Here is a 23,361-nt window from a genome sequence, read left to right as displayed (position 1 = left end):
GCCGCAATGAGCGCCTGATCCGGCCTGAAGGTCAACCGCTTTTCGCTCAAGACCCCGCACGGCTTGGCGCGTGCGCGTGATTGCGGGTGGCAGACGGCGCGTCTGGCAACTCTGTCGAGCGGTGTGGCCTCATCCTGCTCGATATTGCCAAACGGCATCATATCGTATATATACTGCCATAAGGAGGCCATCCGTGCTGGCATTGCAACCCGTCGATACCGTCGCTCCCGCATTTCGGCCCGAGCCTGTCACGCAGGAAGAGGCAGCCGCGATGTTCCGGGCCGCGCTCGGTCTGTTCGGCAAATGGGAGCTGACCGACGATCAGGCCGCGACCCTGCTAGATATGCCGGTGCGGACCTATCGGCGCTGGAAGGCGGAAGGACCCGGCCGGATCTCGCGCGATGGCTGCGCGCGCCTCTCCAATCTGATGGGCATTCACAAGGCGCTGCGGATCATCTTTGCGGAAGCCCGGCGCGGCTACGGCTGGATCAAGGCAGGCAATGATGCCTTTGCCGGATCGAGCGCCCTCGATGTGATGCTCGGCGGTGAACTCACCGACCTGATGCGCGTGCGCCGCTATCTTGATGCGACCCGCGGTGGGTGGTGACCGGTACCGATAGCCTGCCTGTCAGCCCCGTTGCGTGGACGGGGGCGGTCAGGATCATCCGCAGCGCGTTTCCGCCCATCGACTTGTTCGAAGATATCGCCGACCCGGCCGACTGGCCGCTCCTGATCTCCGCCGAGCAGAAAACCAATCCGCGCGTCATGACTTCGGTCGGCAATCTCGACCTCGTCCCGGTCGAGCGCCGGGTGGGTGGGCCCGGCGCTTCGTGGCTGATGGCGCCGTTCACGCATGTCAGCCCGGATCGGCCAAGCCGCTTCACCGACGGCAGCTACGGCGTGCTCTATGTCGGCAAAGTCTTCGAAACGGCGCTGTTCGAGACGATCCACCACCATGCCCGCTTCATGGCCCGGACCGCCGAAGCACCGGGCTGGACCTCGCAGTTCCGGGAAATCGTCCTTTCGGTCAGCGCAGAGCTCCATGATCTGCGCGGTGGAGACGCAGCCAGGCACCCGGCGCTTGATCGCGAGGACTACGGGGCCTCTCAGGCTCTGGCGAGGACACTGAGGGCCGCTGGCGCCGACGGAGTGGCCTACCCAAGCGTCCGACACAGCGGCGGCGAATGCGCGGCGCTGTTCTATCCCGACCTCGCGGCGGATCCGATCCAGGGTAGGCATCTCGACTATCACTGGGACGGCGCGCGGGTCGATCTGGTGCGCGAGGCGGGCTCGGGAGCGGTCTTCCGTGTGGTGGAATTGCCCTGACCGAGCCCTTGGCGTCGATGACCACCGCAGCGCGCTGAATGACCGCTTCGCCCGTTCAATACACCTCGAACAGACCAGCGGAGCCCATCCCGCCGCCGACGCACATGGTCACGACCACGTACTTGGCCCCGCGGCGCTTGCCTTCAATCAGCGCGTGGCCGACCATGCGAGCGCCGCTCATGCCGTAGGGGTGGCCGATGGAAATTGCGCCGCCGTTGACGTTGAGCCTCTCCATGGGAATGCCGAGAGTATCAGCGCAGTAGAGCACTTGCACGGCAAAGGCCTCGTTGAGTTCCCATAGACCGATATCGTCGATCTTGAGGCCATTCGCTTTGAGCAGCTTCGGCACGGCAAAGACCGGCCCGATTCCCATCTCGTCGGGTTCGGTTCCGGCTGTCGCCATTCCGACATAACGTCCAAGCGGCGCCAGGCCCTTTCTGCTGGCGATCGACGCCTCCATGATGACGGAAGCCGAAGCGCCGTCGCTGAGCTGGGAGGCGTTGCCTGCAGTGACGGTCATGTCGGGGCCGAGGACGGGTTGCAGAGCCTGCAGTCCATCACGCGTGGTTTCGGGGCGGTTGGCGGCGGCGGCGCGCGCGACCAAGAGCGTGGCGGCAGCAGCATCACGCGCGGCTCGCGCGCCGTCATAGGTTGCAGGGGCGATCGCACCGGTGGCAACGAGCGGTCGCAAGCGGGCCTCGTCGGCGGCGGTGCGCGCGGCATCGGCCTCGGCGGCGCGGACCTTGTCGGCAGCAGCGGATGCGGCGAGGCCGAGATCGCGCGCATCGAGCCGGAACAGCGGCTGACCGGCGCGGACATGCGCGCCCGCGTCAACAAGGCGGGCGACGATCTTGCCGGGCACGCGAAAAGCAAGCGTGCTCTCAATGCGGGCGTGGACCGTGCCGGTATAGGCTTCGCCGATGCCGGCCCCTTCGCCTTGCGCCAGCGCGGTTGCCACAAGCGGCTCGGCCGGTAGGGTGGAGGAGTTGCCCGAGCAGGCGGCAAGGAATCCGATGGCCAGGAATACGGCAAAGGTCGGAATCCTGGCGGCTACTTCCATGCGAACCTCCGAGCCCCGGAGGGCACTGACGACTGCGGCTTGGTCGCAGCGCGCCTTTAAAAAAGATGAAAAAAATATAAAATAATCAGTTTTTTCTGAGCAGGGCCGCCAATAAAAGATTGACCAGCACGGTGGTTTCCTGCGCAAGATCAGCGACACCTGAGGCTTCGACCATGACCGGGTGCCAGACCTTGATCATGGCGCTCACCACTGCCCCGGACGTCTCTTCTAGCGGGAGATCTGCGCGCATCACGCCCTGGCGCTGGCCTTCGGCGATGACATGGCGAATGACGCCGTGGAGCGTGCCCATGAACTGCTGGACCGGGGGCCAGTTGCCACGCGTGGCGGCGAGGCACAAATCGCTTGCGCGGCCGCTGTGAAAGAGAAGGTCGCCCATTTTCAAAGCGATACTCACGCAAAGTCGCTCGAATGCGAGGGCTGGGTCAGCCGTTGCGGTACGCGCGACCTGCCATGCGGCATCCTCCACGGCGCCGAGCGAGCGCTTGGTCACGGCCTCGTCGATCGCCTGGCGGTTGGTAAAGCTGCGATAGAGATTGGCAGGCGACATGCCGAGCGCGCGCGCCACGTCGGTCACGGTCACTTTTTCGAACCCGATTGCCACGTAAAGCCGCTCGGCCGCGTCGAGAATCTCGTCGCGCCGGTCGACCGTCGGACGTCCGACCCTCCGCTTCTCTGAAACTGCAGAAGTCATTTGCATGAAAAGAGATATATAAATTCATCCTTCACCGGTCAAGGACCCTTCCTAGGCTGCGTATTTTCGCCGGACCCCGGGCCATTCCGCCGCAGGGGCACCCGCAGCGCTGTTACAACCGTTACAAAACTCCGCGCGGCGCGATATGTGTTGGTGACAATGCATCGCCATGATGGGCGCTGGGAGGCTTGTGGTTCGCATGAAGCGCAGTTTCAGGTCCAAGGGGGTGCGGCTCAGTGCCTGATATTGCAAGGTCGGCGGCTCCGCCTTCGGCGTTCACGCGCGGCACGCAGCGCATGCTGACGGTACTGCGGGTCACGGCCTATTCGATGGCGATCTGCTTCATGACTGTCATGGTGCTGCGCGGCGTCTGGACTACGCGCGACCAGTTGGAAGCAGAGGCAGAGCGTTCGATCCGCAGCGCCGATGCGGCGATCACGGGCATGTATGCAACGGGCGCCGCTGATACCGCGCAGGCCGGCCGCGTGCTGCGGGCACTCGCGCCGCCGCACGTCGATCTCAGACTGGCAACAGCGCCGGATGGAAAACCTGCGGCCCGCACAAACCCTAATGGCGAGACCGGGGGGCAGCGGATCGGCCAGCATCGGTTTGTCATTGCTTCGGTCGATCATCAGGGCATCTGGATCGAGGCGATCCGCATGAACGTGCCCTACATCCTGTTCGTTCTCGCGCTCGGCCTGCCGACAGTCGCGATCTTTCTGTACATGGGTTGGCTGGTGAACCGCCCGGCACTGCAATTGCTGGCCTTCGCACAGGCCAGCGGAGATGCGGTCCGCGTTCCGCCCGATCTGCCCAGGATCTGGCAATCGGTTCTCGCGCGGCTGCGGCAGCTTCGCGAGCAGCAAAGGCAAATGCAGGCGTTTCTGGACAACGCACCGTTCGGGATGATCTTTTTCAACGCGAATGGCCGCGTCGCCATGATGAACCACTCGGCGGCAGCTTCCTTTGATCAGTCGCCCGATACCATGCTTGGCAAGGACCTGAGGTTCTTTGCGCCGTTCTTTCCGAATGCAGGCGACCAGGGCAGCCAATTGTTCATGCGCACCCTGGCGCAAGGCGTACAAGAAACTCTGGAAACCAAATTTAACAGTGCGACCGGCGAAGTCCGCGACGTTCAGATCACCTCTTTCCCGGTTCAGGATCCTGACGGGAAGATGGAAATGGTTGGTGTGTTCGTTGTCGATGTCACCGAGGAAAAGCGCACCAAGTCGAAGCTGGAGGAGTCCCGCTCCCAGCTTATCGCATTCTTCGACAACCTGCCGACATCAATTTACCTGAAGCGGGTCGATCACGAGGTCGTGTTTGTAAGCCGGCATCTGGCTGAGCAATATGGCAAGCGGTCAGAAGACATGATCGGCCAGCATGAATACGATCTGCATGTCGAGGCGATGAAGCCCTATCTGCAGATGATGGACGCGCACATCCTCTCGACCGGCGAGGCTATTCTTCTCGAGGGCGACCATCTTCAGTTCAACCGGCGGGAACTTGTCAGCCGTTTTCCCGTGTTCAACGACGAGGGGCAGATCACCCATATCGGCGGCATGAATTTCGATATCGACGAGCGGGCCAAGGCCCAGGCCGCGTTGCAGGAATCGAAAGCCCTGGTTGAAGCCTTTATTCAGCACGCGCCCAATCCGATGGCCCTGATGGATCCAAAGGGGCGGTACGTCATGGTCAACGATAGCGCGGCAGGCTTCTATGGCGAAACGCCTGAATCCCTTATCGCGTTGGGCGCAGAAGCAATCAATGCCCGGTTTCCGCAGGCCAAAGAGGTCATCACTCCGATGTTTGCGCGGGTCTGCAAAAAGCGGGAGTTCGAACAAGTCTCGACGTACTTCGAACTGCCGAGCGGTGAACTGCGCGAATTCAGTTTTTCCCTGTTTCCCATACTCGATGCCGAGGGCAATCTTGCCTACATCGGCAACATCTCCCACGACATTACCGAGGAACGGCAGGCGCGTGCGGCGCTGATGGCCTCGCGTGATGCGCTGCACCAGTCGGAAAAACTGGCCGCATTGGGCTCGCTGCTTGCCGGCGTGAGCCATGAGCTCAACAACCCGCTCGCCGCCGTGATCGGCCAGGCCGCTCTGCTCAGCGAGGATCTCGAGGATACCGAGCACGCCGACCGCATCGCCAAGATCAAGCGCGCGGCGGACCGGTGTGCGCGGATCGTGCAGAGCTTCCTCGCCATGGCGCGCCAGAAGGCCCCTGAATACCGGTCCGTGGACATCAACGATCAGGTGCGGGCTGCGGCGGAACTGACCGAGTATCAGATGCGCGCAGCCAATGTTGCACTGGAACTCCATCTCGCGGGCGATTTGCCGCCGATCAAGGCTGATCCCGACCAACTCCACCAGGTCATCGTCAATCTTCTTACCAATGCGCGTCAGGCACTTGAGGACAAGCACGGTGACCGGGTCATTGCCATCACATCATCGGTTCGCGAGAATGAGATCAGGCTTTCGATTGCCGACAACGGCAAAGGCATTGATGCGGCCACCCGCGACCGCCTGTTCGATCCGTTCTTCACCACCAAGGCGGCGGGGCAGGGCACGGGCATCGGCCTGTCCTATTCGCTCGGGATCATTCAGGCGCATGGCGGCACGATCACAGTCGAGGATGCCGCCACACCTGCCGCTGTAGGCACGGTGTTCGTGATCACTCTGCCGATCGAGACCAGCACGGACAAATCCACGGCGCCCGCATCGGTGCAGACCGCCAAGGCCAAGGGCCGGGCCTTGATCATCGATGACGAGGAGGATGTGGCCGAGACTCTCGCCGATATGCTGGCGCGCATGGGGATGAGCACCACGATGGCAGTTGGCGGGATGGCCGGGCAAGCGGCGATGGCGGGTGGCGCAGCGTTTGATCTGGTCCTCTCCGATATCCGGATGCCGGATTGCGATGGCCCCACGCTCTATGCCTGGATGACCCGGAACCGGCCCGATCTGACCAGCCGGATCGCCTTCGTTACCGGCGATACCCTTAGCGGTATTGCGGCTGATTTCCTGGATGAGACCCGGTGCCCGGTGCTCGAGAAGCCGTTCACACCGGCCGCCTTGCGCGAACTGGTCGCGGCCATGTTGCCCGACCGGCTGTTACAATCGTGACGATGAAGCCCGTCCGGCGTGGCACCACCGTTACAATGCCCTGCCACAATGCCTTCTTGATCCATGCAAGATGAGCTGCCCCAACCTTATGCAAGCTGACCCGTCCCCCGCACCGCTCCTGTCGACCGAGGCACTGGTCGGGCCTGTGATCGACGCATCGCTCGATGCTGTCGTCATCGCAGACCTCGAAGGAACGATCCTGCGCGCGAACCCGGCAGCCGATGCGATCTTCGGGCATGCGCCGGGATCGATGATCGGCAAGCCGATCGGGGGCACGATCGTGCCCCCCCATCTGCGCGCGGCGCACAATCGCGGGATGGCGCACCATGCCCGACTGGCGAGCGCAAAGTCATCGGTCGGCGGCTCGAGCTGGAAGCGTTTCATGCCGAAGGCCGCACGTTTCCGGTCGAAATCCAGATCGAGGAGGTGCAGCAGGGCCAACAGCGGGTCTATGCCGCTTTCATCCGCGATCTGACCGAGCGGCGAGCGATGGAGGCCGAAGTCGCCCGCCAGCGTGAACTGATCCACCAGCAGGAGAAGCTCTCGGCGCTGGGCGCCCTGCTCGGCGGTGTGGCGCACGAGCTCAACAATCCGTTGTCGGTCGTCATCGGCCGCGCCGCGATCCTTCAGGATGTGCTCGTGGGCACCGACGAGGAACGTACCATCACCAAGCTTCGTGAAGCGGCGGACAGGTGCAGCCGGATCGTGCGGACTTTTCTGGCAATGGCCCGCGATGGCCGCCCGCGCCATGGCCAGGTCGATCTCAACGATCTGCTCGTCGGCGCACTGGAGTTCGCCGGATACGACCTGCGCAATGCCAATATCCTGGTGAACACCACCGTCGATCCCGAAGTTTCGGCGATCCCCGGCGATCATGATCAACTGGTGCAGGCCTTTGTCGGCCTGATCATCAATGCGCGCCAGGCGCTGGAACGGCAGGACGGCGTGCGTACTTTGCAAGTCCGCTCGCAGCGCATCGGCGCCAAGGTGCGCATCACGATCACGGACAATGGTCCCGGCATGCCGGCAGAAGTGCGCGCCCGCGCGTTCGAGCCGTTTTTCACCACCCGCGCGTTCGGCGAGGGTGGGGGCAGCGGCCTCGCCATTGCGCGCGGCATCTTTGAAAGCCACGGTGGCGCAATCACGATCGACGATACGGTCGCAGACGGCTGTTCGATCGTGGTGACATTACCGGTCGGCAAGGGAGAGGCTCGATGAACACGCGCGCGCGCATTGTCGTCTGCGATGATGATCAGGATGTCCGCGAACTGCTTTACGATCTGCTGCGCAAGGACGGGTACGATGTGGAGGCAGCCCAGGACGGCATTGCGCTGCGCCGACTGGTGCCCAAATTCCGCCCCGATCTGGTGGTGTGCGATCTGATGATGCCGGGCGAGGATGGGCTGTCGCTCACCCGCTGGCTGCGCGGGGAAGGCCATTCTGCCGTGCTTATGCTCACTGCAATGGGATCGACCACCGACCGCATAGTTGGGCTGGAAATGGGCGCGGACGATTATCTCGCCAAACCGTTCGAGCCCGCCGAACTGCGCGCGCGGGTCAAGGCCATATTGCGGCGGACGATGTCCGCCACGGTCGCTGCCGGGCGCCCGGCTGCGCGGGTCAAAGTTGGCCGATGCGTGGTGGATACCGAGATGAAGGCCATGTTCGACGAGAACGGCGAGAAGGTCGATCTCACTGCGATGGAGTATGATCTGCTCTACACCTTCATCACCCACGCGCGCCGCCCGCTGAACCGCGATCAGCTCCTAGAACTTGCGCACCACAAGAAGTGGGACCCCTACGACCGTTCGATCGACATGCGGATCGCGCGGCTGCGCAAGAAGATCGAGTTCGATCCGTCCAAACCGGCCGTGCTCAAGACCATGCGCGGCGAAGGCTACATGCTGGTGCCCGACGGGGAGTGACCCGGTGGAGGCGGTCTTCGACGGTACGGCGACGCCTTATGGCATTGAACCATTCAGCCTGCTCGGGCTGATCCCGCTGGGCATATGCCTGTTCGATCGCTTCGTGCGCGGGCGCGCGTGGTCGTGGATGCTGTTCGCCATCGGCATGATCGCGCTGGTGGCCATCAACGGCATCGTCAATTGGGATATCTACCGCATCCGCGCGATGGTGGCCTCCGGAGAGGGTCTGGAAATCACGCGCGGCGCGGTGACGCAGCACTGGAGCATCACGGAGCGAGTGCGCGACACCTCGAAATCCAGCGTGTCCTACAAGACTGTGATCAGCGAGGGCTTCGACATCGGCGCGCTGCGCTTTGCGTGGATGCGCGGCGAGAGTTTTTCGCCCGCGACCTTTTCCAATCTGGCCGAACCCCATCTGGCGCTGCGTAACGGCCAGCTCGTCGAAGTGACCTGGTTCACCGATCCGGCGGACAACGACGCCCGCCGCATCATCCGGCTGAAACTGGCGCGTTGAAGCGAGTGCGCCTCGCTTTCCAACTGGTGCCAATGCCCTGCCGTTACAATTGAGACTCATTTCCCCCCGACGCGTGATCATCCGGTGACCCGATTACCCGACAAGCGGTTCATCGGCATGGTGCTGAACACATTCAAGGGGATATGAAATGGCACTCAAGAAACTGGTTTACGGCGATGCATCCGACAATGTGAGCATCGGGTCCATCTCATTCGACGACAGCAACGACTTCAACATCTACACCAATGGCGGCGATGACAGCATCACGTTCTACGTTGACGGGGTCGTCTATGTTCACGCCGGGACCGGCAATGATACGATCTATGCCGGCGGGTCGGGCACCGGTTCTGTCTATGGCGACGAAGGCAATGACACCATCAGGCACATGCCCAATTCCTATGATGACGGTGTGCTGAAGATGTATGGCGGCGAAGGCGACGATTTCATCATCGGAGTCGGCGGGCAGGCCGACATGCTCTACGGCGAAGCCGGCAACGATCGGCTTGATGTGCGCTCGGGCAACACCGCTTATGGCGGGGTCGGCAACGATACCTACGACATTGTGGCAGGTGCCAAGATCGTTGAATATGCCGGCGGCGGCATCGACACTGTTCGGGCAAACTTTACCAGCTTCAACTTCGCGAACTACCAGAATATTGAACGCTTCCAATTCGTGGTGGATAATCAAAGCTTCCAGAATGTCACTGTCAAGGGCGATGCCAATGCCAACTGGGCTGCTACCGGCACGGGTGCCGACACCCTGTGGATGGGCGGCGGCAACGACACGGCCGATGGCAGCTATGGCAATGACAAGCTTTATGGCGAGGGCGGGAATGACTTGCTGAAAGGCGGGGATGGCAATGACTATCTGTCGGGCGGTGACGGAAACGACATTCTCGATGGCGGCACTGGCAGCAACACGCTCGTCGGTGGCAGCGGCAACGACCTCTATCGCTCAGCCGACGGTGTGGCGGTGGGCGGCATCGTCGAGGAGCTGGGCGGCGGCATCGACACGCTGGAAACCGCGGTTTCGGTGACGGCGCTGGCCGCCAACGTCGAGAACCTCAAGGTTGTTGGCGCGCTCGACAGCACTGCTGTGAATGCCAAGGGCAATGGCCTTGCGAACGTGATCACCGGGCACCAAGGGAACAACACGCTTTCAGGCCTGGACGGTGCCGATACGATCTATGGCAATGGCGGCAACGACGGTCTCTACGGCGATGCAGGCAATGATCGGCTCTTTGGCGGCGATGGCAACGACCTCTTGAATGGCGGCACCGGCGACGACGAACTCTCCGGCAATTCCGGCAACGACTTCATGAAGGGCGATGCCGGCAACGACAAGCTTTACGGCGGCGAGGGCACCGACACCATGCACGGCGGTGACGGCTATGACACGATTGCCGGCGAAAAGGGTGATGACTACCTTTATGGCGGCTCGCTCACCGACGTCCTCGACGGCGGCGATGGCAACGACTACCTCCGCGGTGACGGCGGCGATGACCGGCTCACTGGCGGGGCAGGCAACGACAAGTTCGTGTTCGTCACCACGGCCGACAGTATGATTGGCTCCGGTATCGACAAGATCATGGACTTTGCCCATGGGGCGGACCAGATCGACGTCAGTTCGCTCGATGCCAATGCGCTTGTCGCGGGCAATCAGATGTTCACATGGTCGGGCATGGAACTGCCGGAAGTGGCCAAGGCGGGCAACATGTGGGGCCAGCACTTCGATGCCAACACCTACGGCCCCGAGTTCGTGCGCGTCTACGGCGACACCAATGGTGACGGTACTGCCGATTTCTGTTTCGACGTGCTCAACATGACGTCGCTGTCGGCAGGCGACCTGGTGCTCTGATCGGAGCGCCAGACCAGACAAAATGCCCGGGTCGCCGATCAGCGGCCTGGGCATTTTTGCGTCTGAGATCCGCGCAAACGCCAAAATTACAATTGAGACGTTTTGCCCCGCGCCGCGTGATCGTGCGGTGACAGGCCGACCCCACAAGCTGGGCATCGGCATGGTGCCGGAAAGCATCAAGGGGACGTGACATGGCAAAGATTACCAAGACGTATGACGACGCCAGCAACACCATCAAGATCGGCAGTCTCGACGACTATATCTGGGATGATTACACGATCTACGCCAATGGCGGCAACGACGTGGTCACGACGTTCGTCGATGACCGCGTCACCATTTATGGCGGCGATGGCGACGACATCATCGAGGTGTGGGGCTGGGCATCCGGCTCGGTTTACGGCGGGAACAACGACGACACGATCTCGCACAGGTCCGAATCGCTTCATCCCAGCGATCCCCTGAAGCTCTATGGCGGCCAGGGCGATGACCATATCTACGGGCTTGACGGTGAAGCCGACCAGCTCTTCGGCGAGGCTGGCAACGACGAACTCAACGTCGCGGAAGGAAACACCGGCTATGGCGGCATAGGTGACGACCGCTACTACATGAAGTCGGGTGCTGGGAAGATCGTTGAACACGCCAACGAGGGCTTCGACACGCTGATTTCCGACTTCACCAACTTCAAGTTCAGCGATTACCAGAACATCGAGGCCTACGAGAAGTTCTACAACAGCGCGGGCTCAAACTACGCCATGACCCTGACCGGCGATGCCCGCGACAACAAGGCGATCGATACGGTAGGCGGCAATGATACCATGCGTATGGGGGGCGGCAACGACCTCGCCAATGGCGGCTCGGGCAACGACACGCTCTACGGCGAGGACGGCAACGACAAACTTCTCGGCGATGACGGCACGGACAAGCTCTATGGCGGGGCTGGCGACGACATTCTCACCGGCGATCGCGCCGGCGTGCCCGAGAAGGCCGGCAACGATACCCTCTACGGAGAAGCCGGCAACGACAAGCTCCAGGGCAATGCCGGCGACGACTTCCTCTCCGGTGGCTCCGGCGATGACGTGCTCACCGGCGACCTTAATGCCGATACGCTCTACGGCGGGGATGGCAACGACACCCTGTACGGCGATCAGGCGCCGGGCGACGGGACCTACTCCCAGCCTTCCGCGCAGGCCGACAAGCTCTATGGCGATGCCGGCAACGACAACCTCTATGGCGGCGATGGCAACGACTATCTCTCTGGCGGCACCGGCGATGACATTCTCGATGGCGGCACCGGCAGCGACACGCTGGTCGGCGGCGCGGGTAATGACACCTATCGCTCTGTGGACTTTGCGCAGGTGGGCACCATTGTCGAATTGGCTGGCGGCGGAACCGACACCCTGATGACGCACTACACGGTCACCGCGCTGACCGCCAATGTCGAGAATGTCGTAATCGACGCCCCCAACATGATGCTGGTCGATGCCACCGGCAACGAACTGAACAACGTTATGACCGGGCATGGCGGGATCAACATGCTGGCGGGGGGCGATGGCAACGACACCATTTCCGGCGCCGGCGGCAACGACAAACTCTATGGCGGCAACGGCAACGACACGGTGCACGGCGATGCCGGCGACGACACGGTGGTCGGCGGGGATGGCTACGACATCCTCTATGGCGACATCGGCAACGACAGCATCCAGGGCGGCGCGATGAGCGACTCACTCTATGGCGGCACCGGCGACGACTGGCTGGCAGGCGGCGCCGGCGATGACCGGCTTACTGGCGGAGCTGGCGCGGACAAGTTTGTGTTCCAGTCGCTGACCGACAGCCAGATCGGCCTTGGCATCGACAAGATCAACGACTTCACCAGCGGCCGCGGCGGCGACGTGATCAATGTTTCGGCAATCGATGCCAGCACCAAGCTGCTTGGCGATCAGGCATTCGCCTGGGGCGGCATGACGTATCCTGGCGCGGGCCATGCCGGTGCGCTCTGGGGCCAGCACTTCGATGCCAATGTTTACGGTCCCGAATTCGTCCGTGTCTATGGTGACACCAACGGCGACGGCACCGCCGACTTCTGCTTCGACGTGCTGAATGTGACGACGCTTTCAGCGAGTGACTTCGTGCTCTGATCGCAGCGCCGGATCTGGCGCGATGGTCAGCACAGACCTGGCGGAAGGGCCGGCGCAGTGATGCGTCCGGCCCTTTTCCTGTGCTCCGGGGCAGCATCTGCCAAGCCGTTACAATCGAAACAAAAAAAGTCTCGGTGCGGCATCATCGCGATACACGGAAGGTGCAAACCGTCTTCATCGAACAGCCCCGCCCAAGGCAGCGGGCAACCCAGGAGACGAACCATGAAGCAGCTCGCACAATCCCTGAAGTCCGCCATCCAATGGATCCATGCCGGCAGTGTCACCGCCCGGCCGATCCTTGGCCCGGCCGATCCGGCCAACGACAATATGGATGCGGGTGCCATGCGGCGCTATCTGCAACGCGCCCGCAGCGAAGCGGGCATGGACTACCAGCCTGCCGCGTCGAAGATGTGGTGGCTGCCATGAGCCGCTCGCACCTTGCCGAAGTTGTCGAGCAGGCGATGAGCGTGCTCAATCCGGGACGGGCCCCCATCAGGACAACGCCCCTTGGCAAAACCTCGCCCCCGGATCCCAAGCGCAGGCCGGATCCAGCGCGTTTATGCAGTGATTGTGCACGAGAATGATCCTTGCTCGCAGCCGGTAAGCGATTGACCGGGCTCGGCGGCGCATCACGGGCATCGCAACTTCCATCCGCGACCGGCGGCCGCATCTTGCGCCGTTCCCCTACCATTCTTGTGAGCCGCCGCTTTCCTGCTTCCGCCGCGCTCCGGCTGCGGGCACATGGGGGCTGGAATTTGATTCGGGGAGTGGAAGTTTCGATGTCGCTTGCCGCACACGAACGCGCACAGGCCACGCCGGATGATCTGGCGGTGACGGACGGGGCGCTGAGCCTGACCTGGGCCGAGCTTGATCCGGTGATGAACCGGGCGGCCAATGCCCTCCTTGCGATGGATCTCGGGGCCACACCGCGCGCGGCGATTTTCGCGCACAATTCCACCGAATGCGCGCTGGCTTACCTTGCCCTGCTGCATGCGGGCATTTCGGGCGTTCCGGCCAATTTCTACCTGACGGCCGAGGAACTGGCCTACATTCTGACCGACAGCGGCGCGCGGGCGGTGTTCACCGGGCCGGAGAACGCCGAAGTCGCGCTCGCTGCCTGCAAGCTCGCCGGGATCGACACGGTGATCGGCTGGCGCTGCGAGGGGATCGCCGGGATCACCGCGTGGGACGACTGGCTGGCCGCCGCCAGCGATGCCGAACCCCCGGTCACGATGCCGCCGCTGCCTTACATGCACTACACCTCGGGCACGACCGGGCGCCCCAAGGGCACCGAAACCCCGCCAAGCATGTTCCCGCGCGAGGCCGATGTCGCGGGGCTGTTCAAAGTTCTGGCGGAGCTGGCCGTGGTCGCACCGCCCGGGCCGGTGCTGCTGATCGGCCCAAATTACCACACCGGCCCGCTCGGCTCGGTGCGCCAGCTTGCAGGCGGAAGGCCGCTCGTGGTGCTTCGCAAGTTCGATGCCGAGCTGGTCCTCGCCCTGATCGAGACCTACCGCGTCGCGACGATCGTCATGGTGCCCACGCACTTCCAGCGCCTGCTCGCGCTGCCGGAAACGGTGCGCGCGAAGTACGATGTCTCGAGCCTCGGCTTCGTGCCTCACACCGGCGCAGCCTGCCCGGTCGAGGTCAAACGTGCGATGATCGAGTGGTGGGGCCCTGTCTTCGTCGATGCCTATGGCGCGACCGAGGCGGGCACGACGAACATGATCACCTCCGAGGAATGGCTCTTGAAGCCCGGCTCGGTGGGCAAGGCGGTGCCGCCGCTCGAAATGGTCGTGGTGGCCGAAGACGGCACGCGGCTCGGCCCGAATGAAGTCGGACAGCTCTATTTCCGCGACCCCACCGGGCGCGGCATCGTCTATCACAACGATCCGGAAAAGACGGCGGCGGCGCATATCGAGCCGGGCGTCTTCACGCTGGGCGAGATCGGCTATGTCGACGAGGACGGCTATGTCTTCATCACCGACCGCTCATCGGACATGATCGTCTCGGGCGGGGTAAACATCTATCCGGCCGAGATCGAACAGGCGCTGATCAATCACCCGGCAGTCGAGGACGTGGCCGTGATCGGCGTGCCCAATGCCGATATGGGCGAGGAAGTGAAGGCGCTCGTCGTGCTGCGTCCCGAGACCAAGGCCAGCGCCGAGGACCTCATGGACTATGCCCGCGAGCACCTCGCGCGCTACAAGCTTCCGCGCACCATCGACCTGGTCGAGACCGTGGGCCGCAATGCCATGGGCAAGGTCAACAAGCGGGAGCTGCGCAAGCCCTTCTGGCCCTCCGACCGCACGATAGGCGGATAGGCCCCGCAAAGAGCTGTCGAACGGGGCTCTCGATCTTCTCCAGACATGGGGCGGGCAATTCCGGCTTCAGTCAGGCCGACTACACGCCCCTGTTCGATGCGACCGAGGGCACGCCGATGGATGCGGCACCGCAGCGCCTTTGCAGCGCGGTTTGGCTCATTGGCGTGAAGTCCGTAAACCGGGTCGCTAGTCCGCGCCCGGCGTGATCTGCCCCGCCGCCACCAGCCCGGTCACTTGTGCGGTGGCAAAGCTGATGCCGTGGAGATTGCGCTGTTGGGGCACGCCTTCGATCGGGCGGGGATAGCCCGAGGCATAGTAGACGCCTTCGTCGCCGTGCCGGGCCGAGCCGCGCGGGACATCCCAGTCGAGCCCCACGGCAATGACACCGGGCAGCATGCCCGGCCAGCACGGCGTATCATCAGCGGCCATGCGCGGTGCGACAATGCGGGCGGTGATGCGGGCTGCGGCTGCGGCAAAATGGTCGGAATGCGCCGGGTTGGTCGTGCCAAGGCTGAGGTTGATGAGGTCGGCGCTCTGGGCATTGGCCCAGTCCAGCGCGGCAATCAGCGCGCGGGGCGAGGCGCGCAGGCCCTCGCGGAACACGCGGATCGGCAGGATCAGCGCTTGCGGGGCCAGTTCCTGTATGGCCGCGGTCACGGCAGTGCCATGACCCACCCGGTCGAGCGCGGCGTCATCTCCCTGTTCCAGCGTGCCGTCGGCCAGGATCGCCACGCCCGGGAGCAGGCGATCCGCGATGATGTGCGGATGGCCTGGGTGCACCCCGCTGTCGATCACCGCGATGCGTACAGGATCAGCCACGCAGGTTTGCCTTCCCGTTGGTCAGGGTCACCACCATGTCCGCGCCTTCGGTCAGCGCCGGACGGTGGGTGATGATGATCAGCGTGGCGTCGGGCAGAGCCTCGCGCAGTCCTTCGGCAACGCGCCGCTCGGTTGCGGCATCCAGCGCGGCAGTGGGCTCATCGAGCACCAGTACCGAAGGACGGCGCAGCAGCGCGCGGGCAATGGCGATGCGCTGGCGCTCGCCTGCGGAGAGTGAGAGACCGCGCTCGCCGACCGGGGTTCGCAATCCCTGTGGCAGGCGCTCCAGCAGCGGCCCGAGCCCTGCCGCTTCTGCCGCTGCCTGCACCTGCGGCGTGGTCGCGCTGTCCAGCGCGAAGGCGATGTTGGTGGCAATGGTGGCGTTGAACAGGAACGGGGCCTGATCGACCAACAGGACTTCGCGGCGCAGGTCGGCGATCGCGACATCGCGGATATCGACTCCGTCGATCGTGATCCGGCCGCTCTGCGGGTCCTGCAAACGCACCAGCAGATCGGCCAGGGTGGATTTGCCCGCACCGCTCTCGCCCAGCACAGCACACTGTGCGCCCGCCGGGATGGCGAGATCGACGCCGTCCAGCACGGCTTCCCGGTCGTGGCGGAAATGCACGCCTTCAAATCGGATCGCCCCGCGCACGGGGCCCATCGCCAACGGATCGGCGCTTTCGGTCACATCGGGCACCGTGTCGAACAGTTCAAAGATCCGGCCCAGCGAGACGCGGGTGGAGGCGAGCCCCGACGACAGCCCCAGCAAGGCCTGCACCGGGCCGAACAGGCGCGCGTGATAGGCCATGAACGCGACCAGCGTGCCGATGGTGAGCTCTCCGGAAAACACCAGCCAGCCGCCATAGAGCGTGACCGCGGCGGTCGAGATCGCCAGCAGCGCGCCGGGCAGGGCGCCGGTGAGGAACGAGGCGACCTGCATGCGCAGCATTGCTTCGACGAACCGGCCATTGGCCTCGGCAAAACGGGCCGCCTCGTGGCGCTCTGCCCTGAGCGCGGTGACGACGCGCATGCCCATCACCGTATCGACCAGCAGACTGCCAAGGTCTGCGCCGCGTTCGCGCATGTCGCGGGTGATCGCCACCAGCCGGCGCTGCAAACGCACGCAGGTCAGCACCGCGAAGGGCACGAGCACTGTGCCCACCACGAACAGGCGCCAATCGAGCCAGACCATCAGCACAACGCTGCCGACCAGGAACAGCACATTGCCCAGCGCCGCCAGCAGCGTATCGGCAGCAGCGCGCTGCACATCGCTGACGTCGCTGTTGATCCGGCTCATCAGGTCGCCCAGCCGGAAGCGGGCGTAGAAGCGCGGGCTCAGCGTTTGCAAATGGCGCAACAGATCGACGCGGATGTCGAACAGCATCGCCGCCGAGATTTTCACGTAGCGATAGCTGGAGACAATATTGAGCGCATAGCCGCCCAGCGTCACGCCGATGGTCGCCGCCGCGATCCACCACAGCGCCGTCAGATTGCGCCCGAGCAGCGCAGAATCGATCATCAGCTTGGAAAGATACGGCTGCGCCAGGTTGACCGCCGTCGCCATGAGGCTGAGCGCAAGCACCAGCGCGAGCCGGGCGCGATAGGGCCTGAGATAGGGCGTCAGCCGCCGATAGGTGCGCCACTGCGCGACTGGTGCCGCTTCCGGCAGACTCATGCAGTCACCGCCCGCGGAACTAGCCGGTTGCCCGCCAGCACAAAGCCCGGCTCGGGCTCATCTGCCAGTACTCCGGTGCACCACGCATGACCCGCCACCGTTGCCTCGGCCTGCTCTCGCCACCACGCGCTCGAACCGCCTCGCTGGTAGAAGGGCAAACAGGCGGCCAGATGGCGGCGCAGCGCTGCGATCAGCATGGCGCGGTAGTGGCGCAGCAAGGGGGTGGGGGCCGCGCCCTGGACAATCTCCGTCGCGGCTGCCCCCGCAAGAATGCCGCCGCGCGCCGCCGTCGCCGTACCGTCACCGCACAGGGGGTCAAACGCCAGCGCCGCGCTGCCCAGGGCCAGCCAGTCGTCTCCCGCAAGGTGCTCCAGCACTCGCGGCGCCGTCTCGAACCGCGCCTCGACCGCCCCGAGGGCGCCGATCGCCGGGGCAACGAGGCGGCTGCCTGCCAGCAAAGTGTCCGGCTCATCACCCACCGCGAGAAGCCAGCCGCTCTGCGCGCCCAGCGGAATCAGAAACAGCCACCCTTTCGCGACGGCCTCGACCAGCACGGCCCCTGCATCGGCTCCTGGTGCCAGCACAACGGGCGATGCTGCCGCCTCGCGCCGCCCAAACTGGATCAGGGCGGGCTCCGGCGGGCGCGCGTGAAGCACGATGCGCGGCGCTTCGGGCGCGGGACAGCTATCGGCAAGAGGCAGCGCGGCGAGCAGGTCCTTGCCCGAAACAGCGACGGCCTGGTGGGGAAGGGTCACCGCCTCGGCTTCGTTCCACAGCACCACCCGCCGGGCAATGCGGTGCGCTGCGCCAAGGCGGCCCACACCGAACAGCCCATCCAGTAAATGGAGCGCTTGCCCGCCCAGCATGACAACCGGCGCTGCGCCGCGCTCCGGGCCCGGGTCGGCTGAAAAGTCCACCTTGTTGTCTGCCAGCACGGCCTCTGCCGCCGCGATCCCGACCCCGCGCCCCGCCAAATGCACGGCCGACCGCCGCGCGGCGGTCATTCAGCAAGCCTCACTTGAGGACCAGCATTCCGGCCATGGTTGCGTCGGCACCGAGATCCCAGGTCTTTTCCAGCTTCATGGTCTGCGCGTCGTAAACCTCGATATCGTAGCTGGCGCCGTAGATATAGAGCTTGGAGCCGTCGCCCGACATGCCGAGCTGGAAGCGGGAGCGGCAGTGGAACTCGACCTTGTCCGTCAGCTTCAGGCTGGCCATGTCGAATTTCCAGAATTCGCAGCGCTTGTTGCCCGTCGTGCCATTGGTGACGACAGTGTAGCCGGTCTTGCCGTCTGGGGTGATTTCAAGGCCGGACATGCCGGTCGTGATCGGGCCCATCGGCGTGAACTTGAACTGTCGCGTGTTGAGATTGAACTTGCCGAGGCCGAACACCTTGTTGTGCACATAGGGATCAGCTGCGGTGAACAGCGAGACGAGTTCGCTGGCATTGGTCATCTGGAACGATTCGACGCCGCCGCCAAAGGCGACGTTTTCATATCCGGTCGACTCGGGCTTCTGCACATCGATGCGGTCCGCCACTTTCAGCGTGGCCGTATCAACCACCAGCACCTTGTCCTTGAACAGATAGAGCGACTTGCCATCGGGTGAGACCATCATCGGCGCGCGCCAGCCTCCGCTCAGCGCATCGTCCTCGGGCTCGAGATCGGCGGTGCGGACGACCTTCTTGAGCTTGATGTCGATAACCGCGTACATCTGCTTGCTGACCTTCCAGCGGTCGATCAGCTTGTCCATGCGCATCATGGTCGTGTAGAAATAGCGCCCGGTCGGATCGGGTGCGCCGCCGCCGAAGCGGTAGCGTTCGGTCGGTATGTTGAGATCGAACTGCGTCAGGATGGCGTGCGACTTGGCATCCATCACGATCACGCTGCTGTTTGTGATCGTGGTCGCAAAGATCCTCGACTGGTCAGGCGTGATCCGCAGCGAAACGGGCAGGCCGCCCGGCAGCTGGATCTTCTCGCCGATCTTGCCCGTGGCCTCATCCACCGTGAACAGCTTGTCCGGATAGGTCCCCAGCATCAAGGTGCCGGCCGATGCGGGCATGCCCAGGGTCAGGGCGAGGGCTGTGGCACCGAGGACGGCCTTGCGGACAAGCGTAATCATGCAAAAGTCCCTTATCAATCAGCAGTTCAGGCAGCGATCAAGGCAGGTAGCGCGATCACGGGAAGACGATGTCGAGGTTGCGCCAATCCTTCGTCGCCGCCGCGCAATTGCTCGCCCAGTCCGGCGAATAGTTGACATGGTCGGCCATCTGGACCGGCCAGAAGCACGTGACATAGCAGTCGTAGATGTCGCGCTCGGCCGGCTGGCACAGGCCTGCGGTGCCGCCCGTCGCGTCGACTTCCCAGCCGGGCGAGAACGAGAGCGAGCACCCTAGCGGCACATGCGGCCGCGGCGTCTGCTGCAGGGCGACGACATCCTCTTCCATCGAGGCCAGATCGGCCTCGATCTTGAAGGCCTTCGCGTTGATGGGTTTCAGGTGCTTCATGACAAGCCCTTTCGTTCGGCGAAACGGGTGAGAAACTCGGGATTGCGTTGGGCGAGTACGCCGTAGATCTGCAGGCAGCGGTCGGTCCACTGGCGGATCCAGTCGCAGTAATGCAGGTTGGCGTGGCCGGTGTCGCCATAGCGCACAAAAGCTTCGTGATGGCAGCCACCCGCGCACATCGGGCGCGCCCAACAGGTGCCGCATTCATACTTCGAAGCGACGTGGCCGCGCGTGAGGAAGTCCTCGCGCTTGGTCTGGTCGAGCCCGGTGTCGATATGGCCCAGCGTATGCGTATCGGCATCGGTGAAACGGTGGCACGGCGAAAGATCGCCCGAGGGGCTCACGCCCAGCAGCCCCAGCCCCGCGCCGCAAGGATGCGACTTGTTGGTGCCCGCGATCAGCTCGGATATCGTTTCGGACACGTTGGTGAAGCCGTGGACCTTGCCCTGCAGCGCGTATTCCAGCCACTCGTCGGCCAGCGCCTCGAAATCGGCGAGCACGCCGGTCATGGCATCGCCGTCCAGCGCATAGTCGCGCTCCTCGCCCGCCGTGGTGACGGGGGCGAAGCCGACTTCGTGGAAGCCGATATCATGCTTGAGGTGGTCAAAGATCCGCCGCACGTCGGTTACCCCGGCGCTCAGGGTGACGCGCGCGGTCACGGCGCGGGTCTTGTGCCCGGCGATCAGTTTGCGCAAGCGCGGCTCCATCACCGCATAGCTGCCCTTGCCGTTCTTGTAGACGCGGCGCGCGTCCTGCAGTTCGGGAGGCCCATCCATCGAAACGGTCACGCCGACCGCGTGGTCCGAAAGGAATGCGACGATCTCGTCCGTCAGCAGCGTGGCGTTGGTCGTCAGGCTATAGGTGATGCGCTTGCCCACCGCCGCCGCCGCCTCATCCGCATAAAGCACGACATCCCGCAGCAGGCGGAAGTTCATCAGCGTCTCGCCGCCGAAGAACGTGATATGCACCGCCTCGCGCTTGTCCGCGCTCTTCAGCAGGAAATCGACCGAGGACTTGGCGGTTTCCAGCGACATATACTTGGGCTTGCCCGCCGGGGTCGCGATCTTGTCCGCACCGAATTCATAGCAATAAGTGCAGGCAAGGTTGCACTGGTTGGTCACGTTGAGCACCAGCGCCTGCAGCGGATAGTCTGCCGGTGGGGCCGCAGGCATCAGCGAATGGACCACCTGAGTCGATTCGATGGCCCGCGCCAGCCGCAGCTCGCGCACCAGTTCTTCGGCATCGGTGGCAGAAACGCCATCGGCCACCAGCGCGCGGACCAGATCGACGTGGTTCAGTTCGCCATTCTCGGCCAGAAGGTCGAGCACCTTGCGCGTCAAAGCGTCCGCCGCAAAGATCGCGCCTGCGGTTACCAGATAGATGAAATCAGCGCCCTGCGCCTTGAACTCGTGAATCTCGCCGCTGCGATAGCGATGGGTGAGGGTCGTGGTCATTGCGACACCGCCGGGTTGTCCCAACGCTTGTAGGCCGGCACGGTCACGACCAGATAGGAGCGCGCGGTGAGCGGCTGGCCGGTCGCGTCCTTCTCCTCCTTTGCGGTCGCCACCACCCAGATATCGCCATAGTTGTTGCGATTGCCGCTGCGCTCGGGGTTTGGCCCGTCGCTCGCAGGGGTGAAGAAGCCCGCCGGGCTCAGCTTGCCGACAAAGTCCTTGTCGTCGTCGTAGTAGGTCGCCTGAAATTCCTCGACGCTGAAGTCGGCTGCTACTGTGCCGACCTTCACGTCGTCGGCAGTATGGGGCTTGCCATCGGCGCCGACGTCAAAGCCCCAGGCCTCGAATTGGGCATAGCCCGGCGTGCGCTTGCCCGAGCCAAGCCGCGACACGTTCGTTTCCGGTGTGACCTTGAGGTAGGTGATCTTCTGATAGACCGGCAGCGCGCCCGCCAGCACCGCCGATGCCACCGCAACGTCGTGCACCGCGGGCTTCACATCGGCCGCCGCATCGACGGTCACAACCACTTCGCCGGGCGCTGCGGACACCAGCTTGGTCACCGTTACCCCGGCGCCCAGATCGACATCCTTGGCCGTGAGACCCGCCGGGAAGGCATCGCCATAGATGTGGACCGTCTGCGCCTTGGCCCCGGCCTTGAGCGAAGCGGGCCAGACTGCGCCGATCACCGGGCTGCCATCGGCGCGGGTGAGCGTCACGTCATAGCCGAATTCCTGATAGTCGCCCCAGAACCAGCGCCCGGATGCACTCTTGCGGTCAGGATTGAACAGCATCGTGCTGCGCAGCGGCTGATTGAAGGCGCCCGGTGCCGCCGGTGTACCGGTTGGCACTGCGCGGCCGCGCCAGGCATAGCCGCCATAGACCAGCCCGCCGCCCGGTGCGCTCAACACATCGCCATCGGCCAGATTGCGCAGCGCTGTCTCGGTCTTGAATTCGCCTTCCGCGGCGCCCGGGGCGACGGTGAAGGTGCCGTAGAACAGGCCCTTGCCCGGCAGCCACGCGCTGGCGAGCCACTTGCCGGCCAGACGCGGCGATTGCTTGCGCGCTTCCCACGCGGTCCATTCCGCCGTCTTGAGCGGTGCCGTCTTGCGCAGATACTCGAGCGCGACCTGGCCCGACGTCACCGGAATGGTGCCGGGCTTGTTGACGATCGGCTCGGTCGTGCCGAACACCGCGCCGGGGCGGTCATTCGCCGGGCGGCGATACTGGGCATCGGCCTGCGAATAGAGGGCGACATGGAAGTCCTGCAGGTTCTTCCATTCCGCCGAAGACCGCCGCCAAGAGAGCGGCTGGGCAAAGGCGTGGCAGGCCCCGCAGCTCGTGCGCACCGATTCGCTCGGAATATTGGTTTCGTCGACCAGACGTTTCTCGACGAGATACTGGATCGGTTTGGCTTCTTCAGGCGCGAGCCCATGCGTATCGGCCAGATACCGCACGATATGGCGGGCCTCGTCCGGCGTCAGCACCGCGCCGTTCAGGCGGACCATGCGTTTGATCGCCGAATCCCACCCTTCGGGCGTCGTGCGCACCCACGAGATGCGCGAGAGGTTGCCCTTGGCGTCGGCGGTGTGGCAGGCCCCGCACTTTTCCTTGGTCAGCGTATCGGTGACCGGAATGCCGTCTTCTTTTTCAATGCCTTCATCGGCAGGGAGCAGACTGGCCTGTCCGATCACCGCCGAGGCCGAAAACAGGCTGGCAGCGCCAAACAGCAGCGCTTTGGTCAGGTGGCGGGCAATCTTGCCGGGGCGCGCATGAGTCGCGGACGGGTCGGCACCACTTTGGCCGAGCGCCGAGTTTGGTCTTGCTGCCGCGACTGGATCGTCCATCTGCGTTAAGCCCCCTGAAGATTTTCCCCGATGCGCCAACCGGCCATTTCCGAATTCTGTACAAGCGTTCAGTAT

Annotated in this window: 19 protein-coding genes and 1 pseudogene; 11 read left to right on the top strand and 9 right to left on the bottom strand. The window is 64.0% G+C overall.

Features of this window, described 5'->3' with window-relative positions; translation table 11 throughout:
• Positions 1 to 193: 193 nt before the first annotated feature.
• The gene (locus WCL10_RS14250; protein ID WP_336896329.1) at positions 194 to 607 is read left to right on the top strand and encodes an MbcA/ParS/Xre antitoxin family protein; all 414 of its coding nucleotides are present in this window, start codon (positions 194 to 196) and stop codon (positions 605 to 607) included.
• Positions 604 to 1,326 (top strand): RES family NAD+ phosphorylase, encoded by a 723-nt coding sequence (locus WCL10_RS14245; protein ID WP_336896328.1) that lies wholly within the window; start codon positions 604 to 606, stop codon positions 1,324 to 1,326. The genes WCL10_RS14250 and WCL10_RS14245 overlap by 4 nt, the downstream gene beginning before the upstream one ends.
• 55 nt (positions 1,327 to 1,381) lie before the next feature.
• Here the strand turns inward: WCL10_RS14245 and WCL10_RS14240 are convergent.
• Positions 1,382 to 2,191 (bottom strand): annotated as a pseudogene (locus tag WCL10_RS14240) (biotin/lipoyl-binding protein); the annotation flags it as partial.
• A 280-nt stretch (positions 2,192 to 2,471) separates the two neighbouring features.
• On the bottom strand, positions 2,472 to 3,104 hold the full coding sequence (locus WCL10_RS14235) for a TetR/AcrR family transcriptional regulator (protein ID WP_336896327.1): 633 nt from the start codon (positions 3,102 to 3,104) through the stop codon (positions 2,472 to 2,474).
• A 230-nt stretch (positions 3,105 to 3,334) separates the two neighbouring features.
• Between WCL10_RS14235 and WCL10_RS14230 the strand changes: the two genes are divergently transcribed.
• The 9 genes from WCL10_RS14230 (at position 3,335) to WCL10_RS14190 (ending at position 14,985) form a co-directional block, all read left to right on the top strand.
• Positions 3,335 to 6,229, top strand: coding sequence for a PAS domain-containing protein (locus WCL10_RS14230; protein WP_336896326.1), 2,895 nt, complete (start codon positions 3,335 to 3,337; stop codon positions 6,227 to 6,229).
• A gap of 88 nt (positions 6,230 to 6,317) precedes the next feature.
• The gene (locus tag WCL10_RS14225) at positions 6,318 to 6,704 is read left to right on the top strand and encodes a PAS domain S-box protein (RefSeq protein WP_336896325.1); all 387 of its coding nucleotides are present in this window, start codon (positions 6,318 to 6,320) and stop codon (positions 6,702 to 6,704) included.
• On the top strand, positions 6,656 to 7,447 hold the full coding sequence (locus tag WCL10_RS14220; protein WP_336896324.1) for an ATP-binding protein: 792 nt from the start codon (positions 6,656 to 6,658) through the stop codon (positions 7,445 to 7,447). The genes WCL10_RS14225 and WCL10_RS14220 overlap by 49 nt, the downstream gene beginning before the upstream one ends.
• Positions 7,444 to 8,154: a response regulator gene (locus WCL10_RS14215; protein ID WP_336896323.1), complete on the top strand. Its 711-nt coding sequence runs from the start codon at positions 7,444 to 7,446 to the stop codon at positions 8,152 to 8,154. The genes WCL10_RS14220 and WCL10_RS14215 overlap by 4 nt, the downstream gene beginning before the upstream one ends.
• A 4-nt stretch (positions 8,155 to 8,158) precedes the next feature.
• A complete protein-coding gene (locus WCL10_RS14210; protein ID WP_336896322.1) occupies positions 8,159 to 8,668 on the top strand; it encodes a hypothetical protein in 510 nt (169 codons plus the stop codon).
• A gap of 148 nt (positions 8,669 to 8,816) precedes the next feature.
• Positions 8,817 to 10,526, top strand: a complete 1,710-nt coding sequence (locus WCL10_RS14205) for a calcium-binding protein (RefSeq protein WP_336896321.1) — start codon at positions 8,817 to 8,819, stop codon at positions 10,524 to 10,526.
• A gap of 191 nt (positions 10,527 to 10,717) precedes the next feature.
• Positions 10,718 to 12,661 (top strand): calcium-binding protein, encoded by a 1,944-nt coding sequence (locus WCL10_RS14200; RefSeq protein ID WP_336896320.1) that lies wholly within the window; start codon positions 10,718 to 10,720, stop codon positions 12,659 to 12,661.
• 222 nt (positions 12,662 to 12,883) lie between these two features.
• Positions 12,884 to 13,087 carry a hypothetical protein gene (locus tag WCL10_RS14195; RefSeq protein ID WP_336896319.1) on the top strand — a complete coding sequence of 68 codons (204 nt, stop codon included), beginning with the start codon at positions 12,884 to 12,886 and terminating at the stop codon, positions 13,085 to 13,087.
• 353 nt (positions 13,088 to 13,440) lie between these two features.
• Positions 13,441 to 14,985 (top strand): AMP-binding protein, encoded by a 1,545-nt coding sequence (locus WCL10_RS14190; protein WP_336896318.1) that lies wholly within the window; start codon positions 13,441 to 13,443, stop codon positions 14,983 to 14,985.
• 186 nt (positions 14,986 to 15,171) lie between these two features.
• Here the strand turns inward: WCL10_RS14190 and WCL10_RS14185 are convergent, their stop codons facing one another.
• Genes WCL10_RS14185 through peaA form a run of 7 tightly spaced genes read right to left on the bottom strand, consistent with a single transcriptional unit; the run spans position 15,172 to position 23,286 of the window.
• Positions 15,172 to 15,804 carry a S8 family serine peptidase gene (locus WCL10_RS14185; RefSeq protein ID WP_336896317.1) on the bottom strand — a complete coding sequence of 211 codons (633 nt, stop codon included), beginning with the start codon at positions 15,802 to 15,804 and terminating at the stop codon, positions 15,172 to 15,174.
• Positions 15,797 to 17,482, bottom strand: coding sequence for an ABC transporter ATP-binding protein (locus tag WCL10_RS14180; RefSeq protein ID WP_336896316.1), 1,686 nt, complete (start codon positions 17,480 to 17,482; stop codon positions 15,797 to 15,799). Before WCL10_RS14180 ends, WCL10_RS14185 begins: the two co-directional genes overlap by 8 nt.
• Positions 17,479 to 18,486, bottom strand: a complete 1,008-nt coding sequence (locus WCL10_RS14175) for a hypothetical protein (protein WP_336896315.1) — start codon at positions 18,484 to 18,486, stop codon at positions 17,479 to 17,481. Before WCL10_RS14175 ends, WCL10_RS14180 begins: the two co-directional genes overlap by 4 nt.
• Positions 18,487 to 18,496: 10 nt before the next feature.
• On the bottom strand, positions 18,497 to 19,603 hold the full coding sequence (locus tag WCL10_RS14170; RefSeq protein WP_336896314.1) for a hypothetical protein: 1,107 nt from the start codon (positions 19,601 to 19,603) through the stop codon (positions 18,497 to 18,499).
• A gap of 55 nt (positions 19,604 to 19,658) precedes the next feature.
• Positions 19,659 to 19,988 (bottom strand): quinohemoprotein amine dehydrogenase subunit gamma, encoded by a 330-nt coding sequence (qhpC, locus tag WCL10_RS14165; protein ID WP_336896313.1) that lies wholly within the window; start codon positions 19,986 to 19,988, stop codon positions 19,659 to 19,661.
• The gene (peaB, locus tag WCL10_RS14160) at positions 19,985 to 21,442 is read right to left on the bottom strand and encodes a quinohemoprotein amine dehydrogenase maturation protein (protein ID WP_336896312.1); all 1,458 of its coding nucleotides are present in this window, start codon (positions 21,440 to 21,442) and stop codon (positions 19,985 to 19,987) included. Before peaB ends, qhpC begins: the two co-directional genes overlap by 4 nt.
• Positions 21,439 to 23,286 (bottom strand): quinohemoprotein amine dehydrogenase subunit alpha, encoded by a 1,848-nt coding sequence (gene peaA, locus WCL10_RS14155; protein WP_336896311.1) that lies wholly within the window; start codon positions 23,284 to 23,286, stop codon positions 21,439 to 21,441. The genes peaB and peaA overlap by 4 nt, the downstream gene beginning before the upstream one ends.
• Positions 23,287 to 23,361 lie beyond the last annotated feature (75 nt).

This window comes from Novosphingobium sp., assembly GCF_037133355.1.
GTDB lineage: Bacteria > Pseudomonadota > Alphaproteobacteria > Sphingomonadales > Sphingomonadaceae > Novosphingobium.
This window is presented reverse-complemented; position numbering and strand designations above follow the sequence as displayed.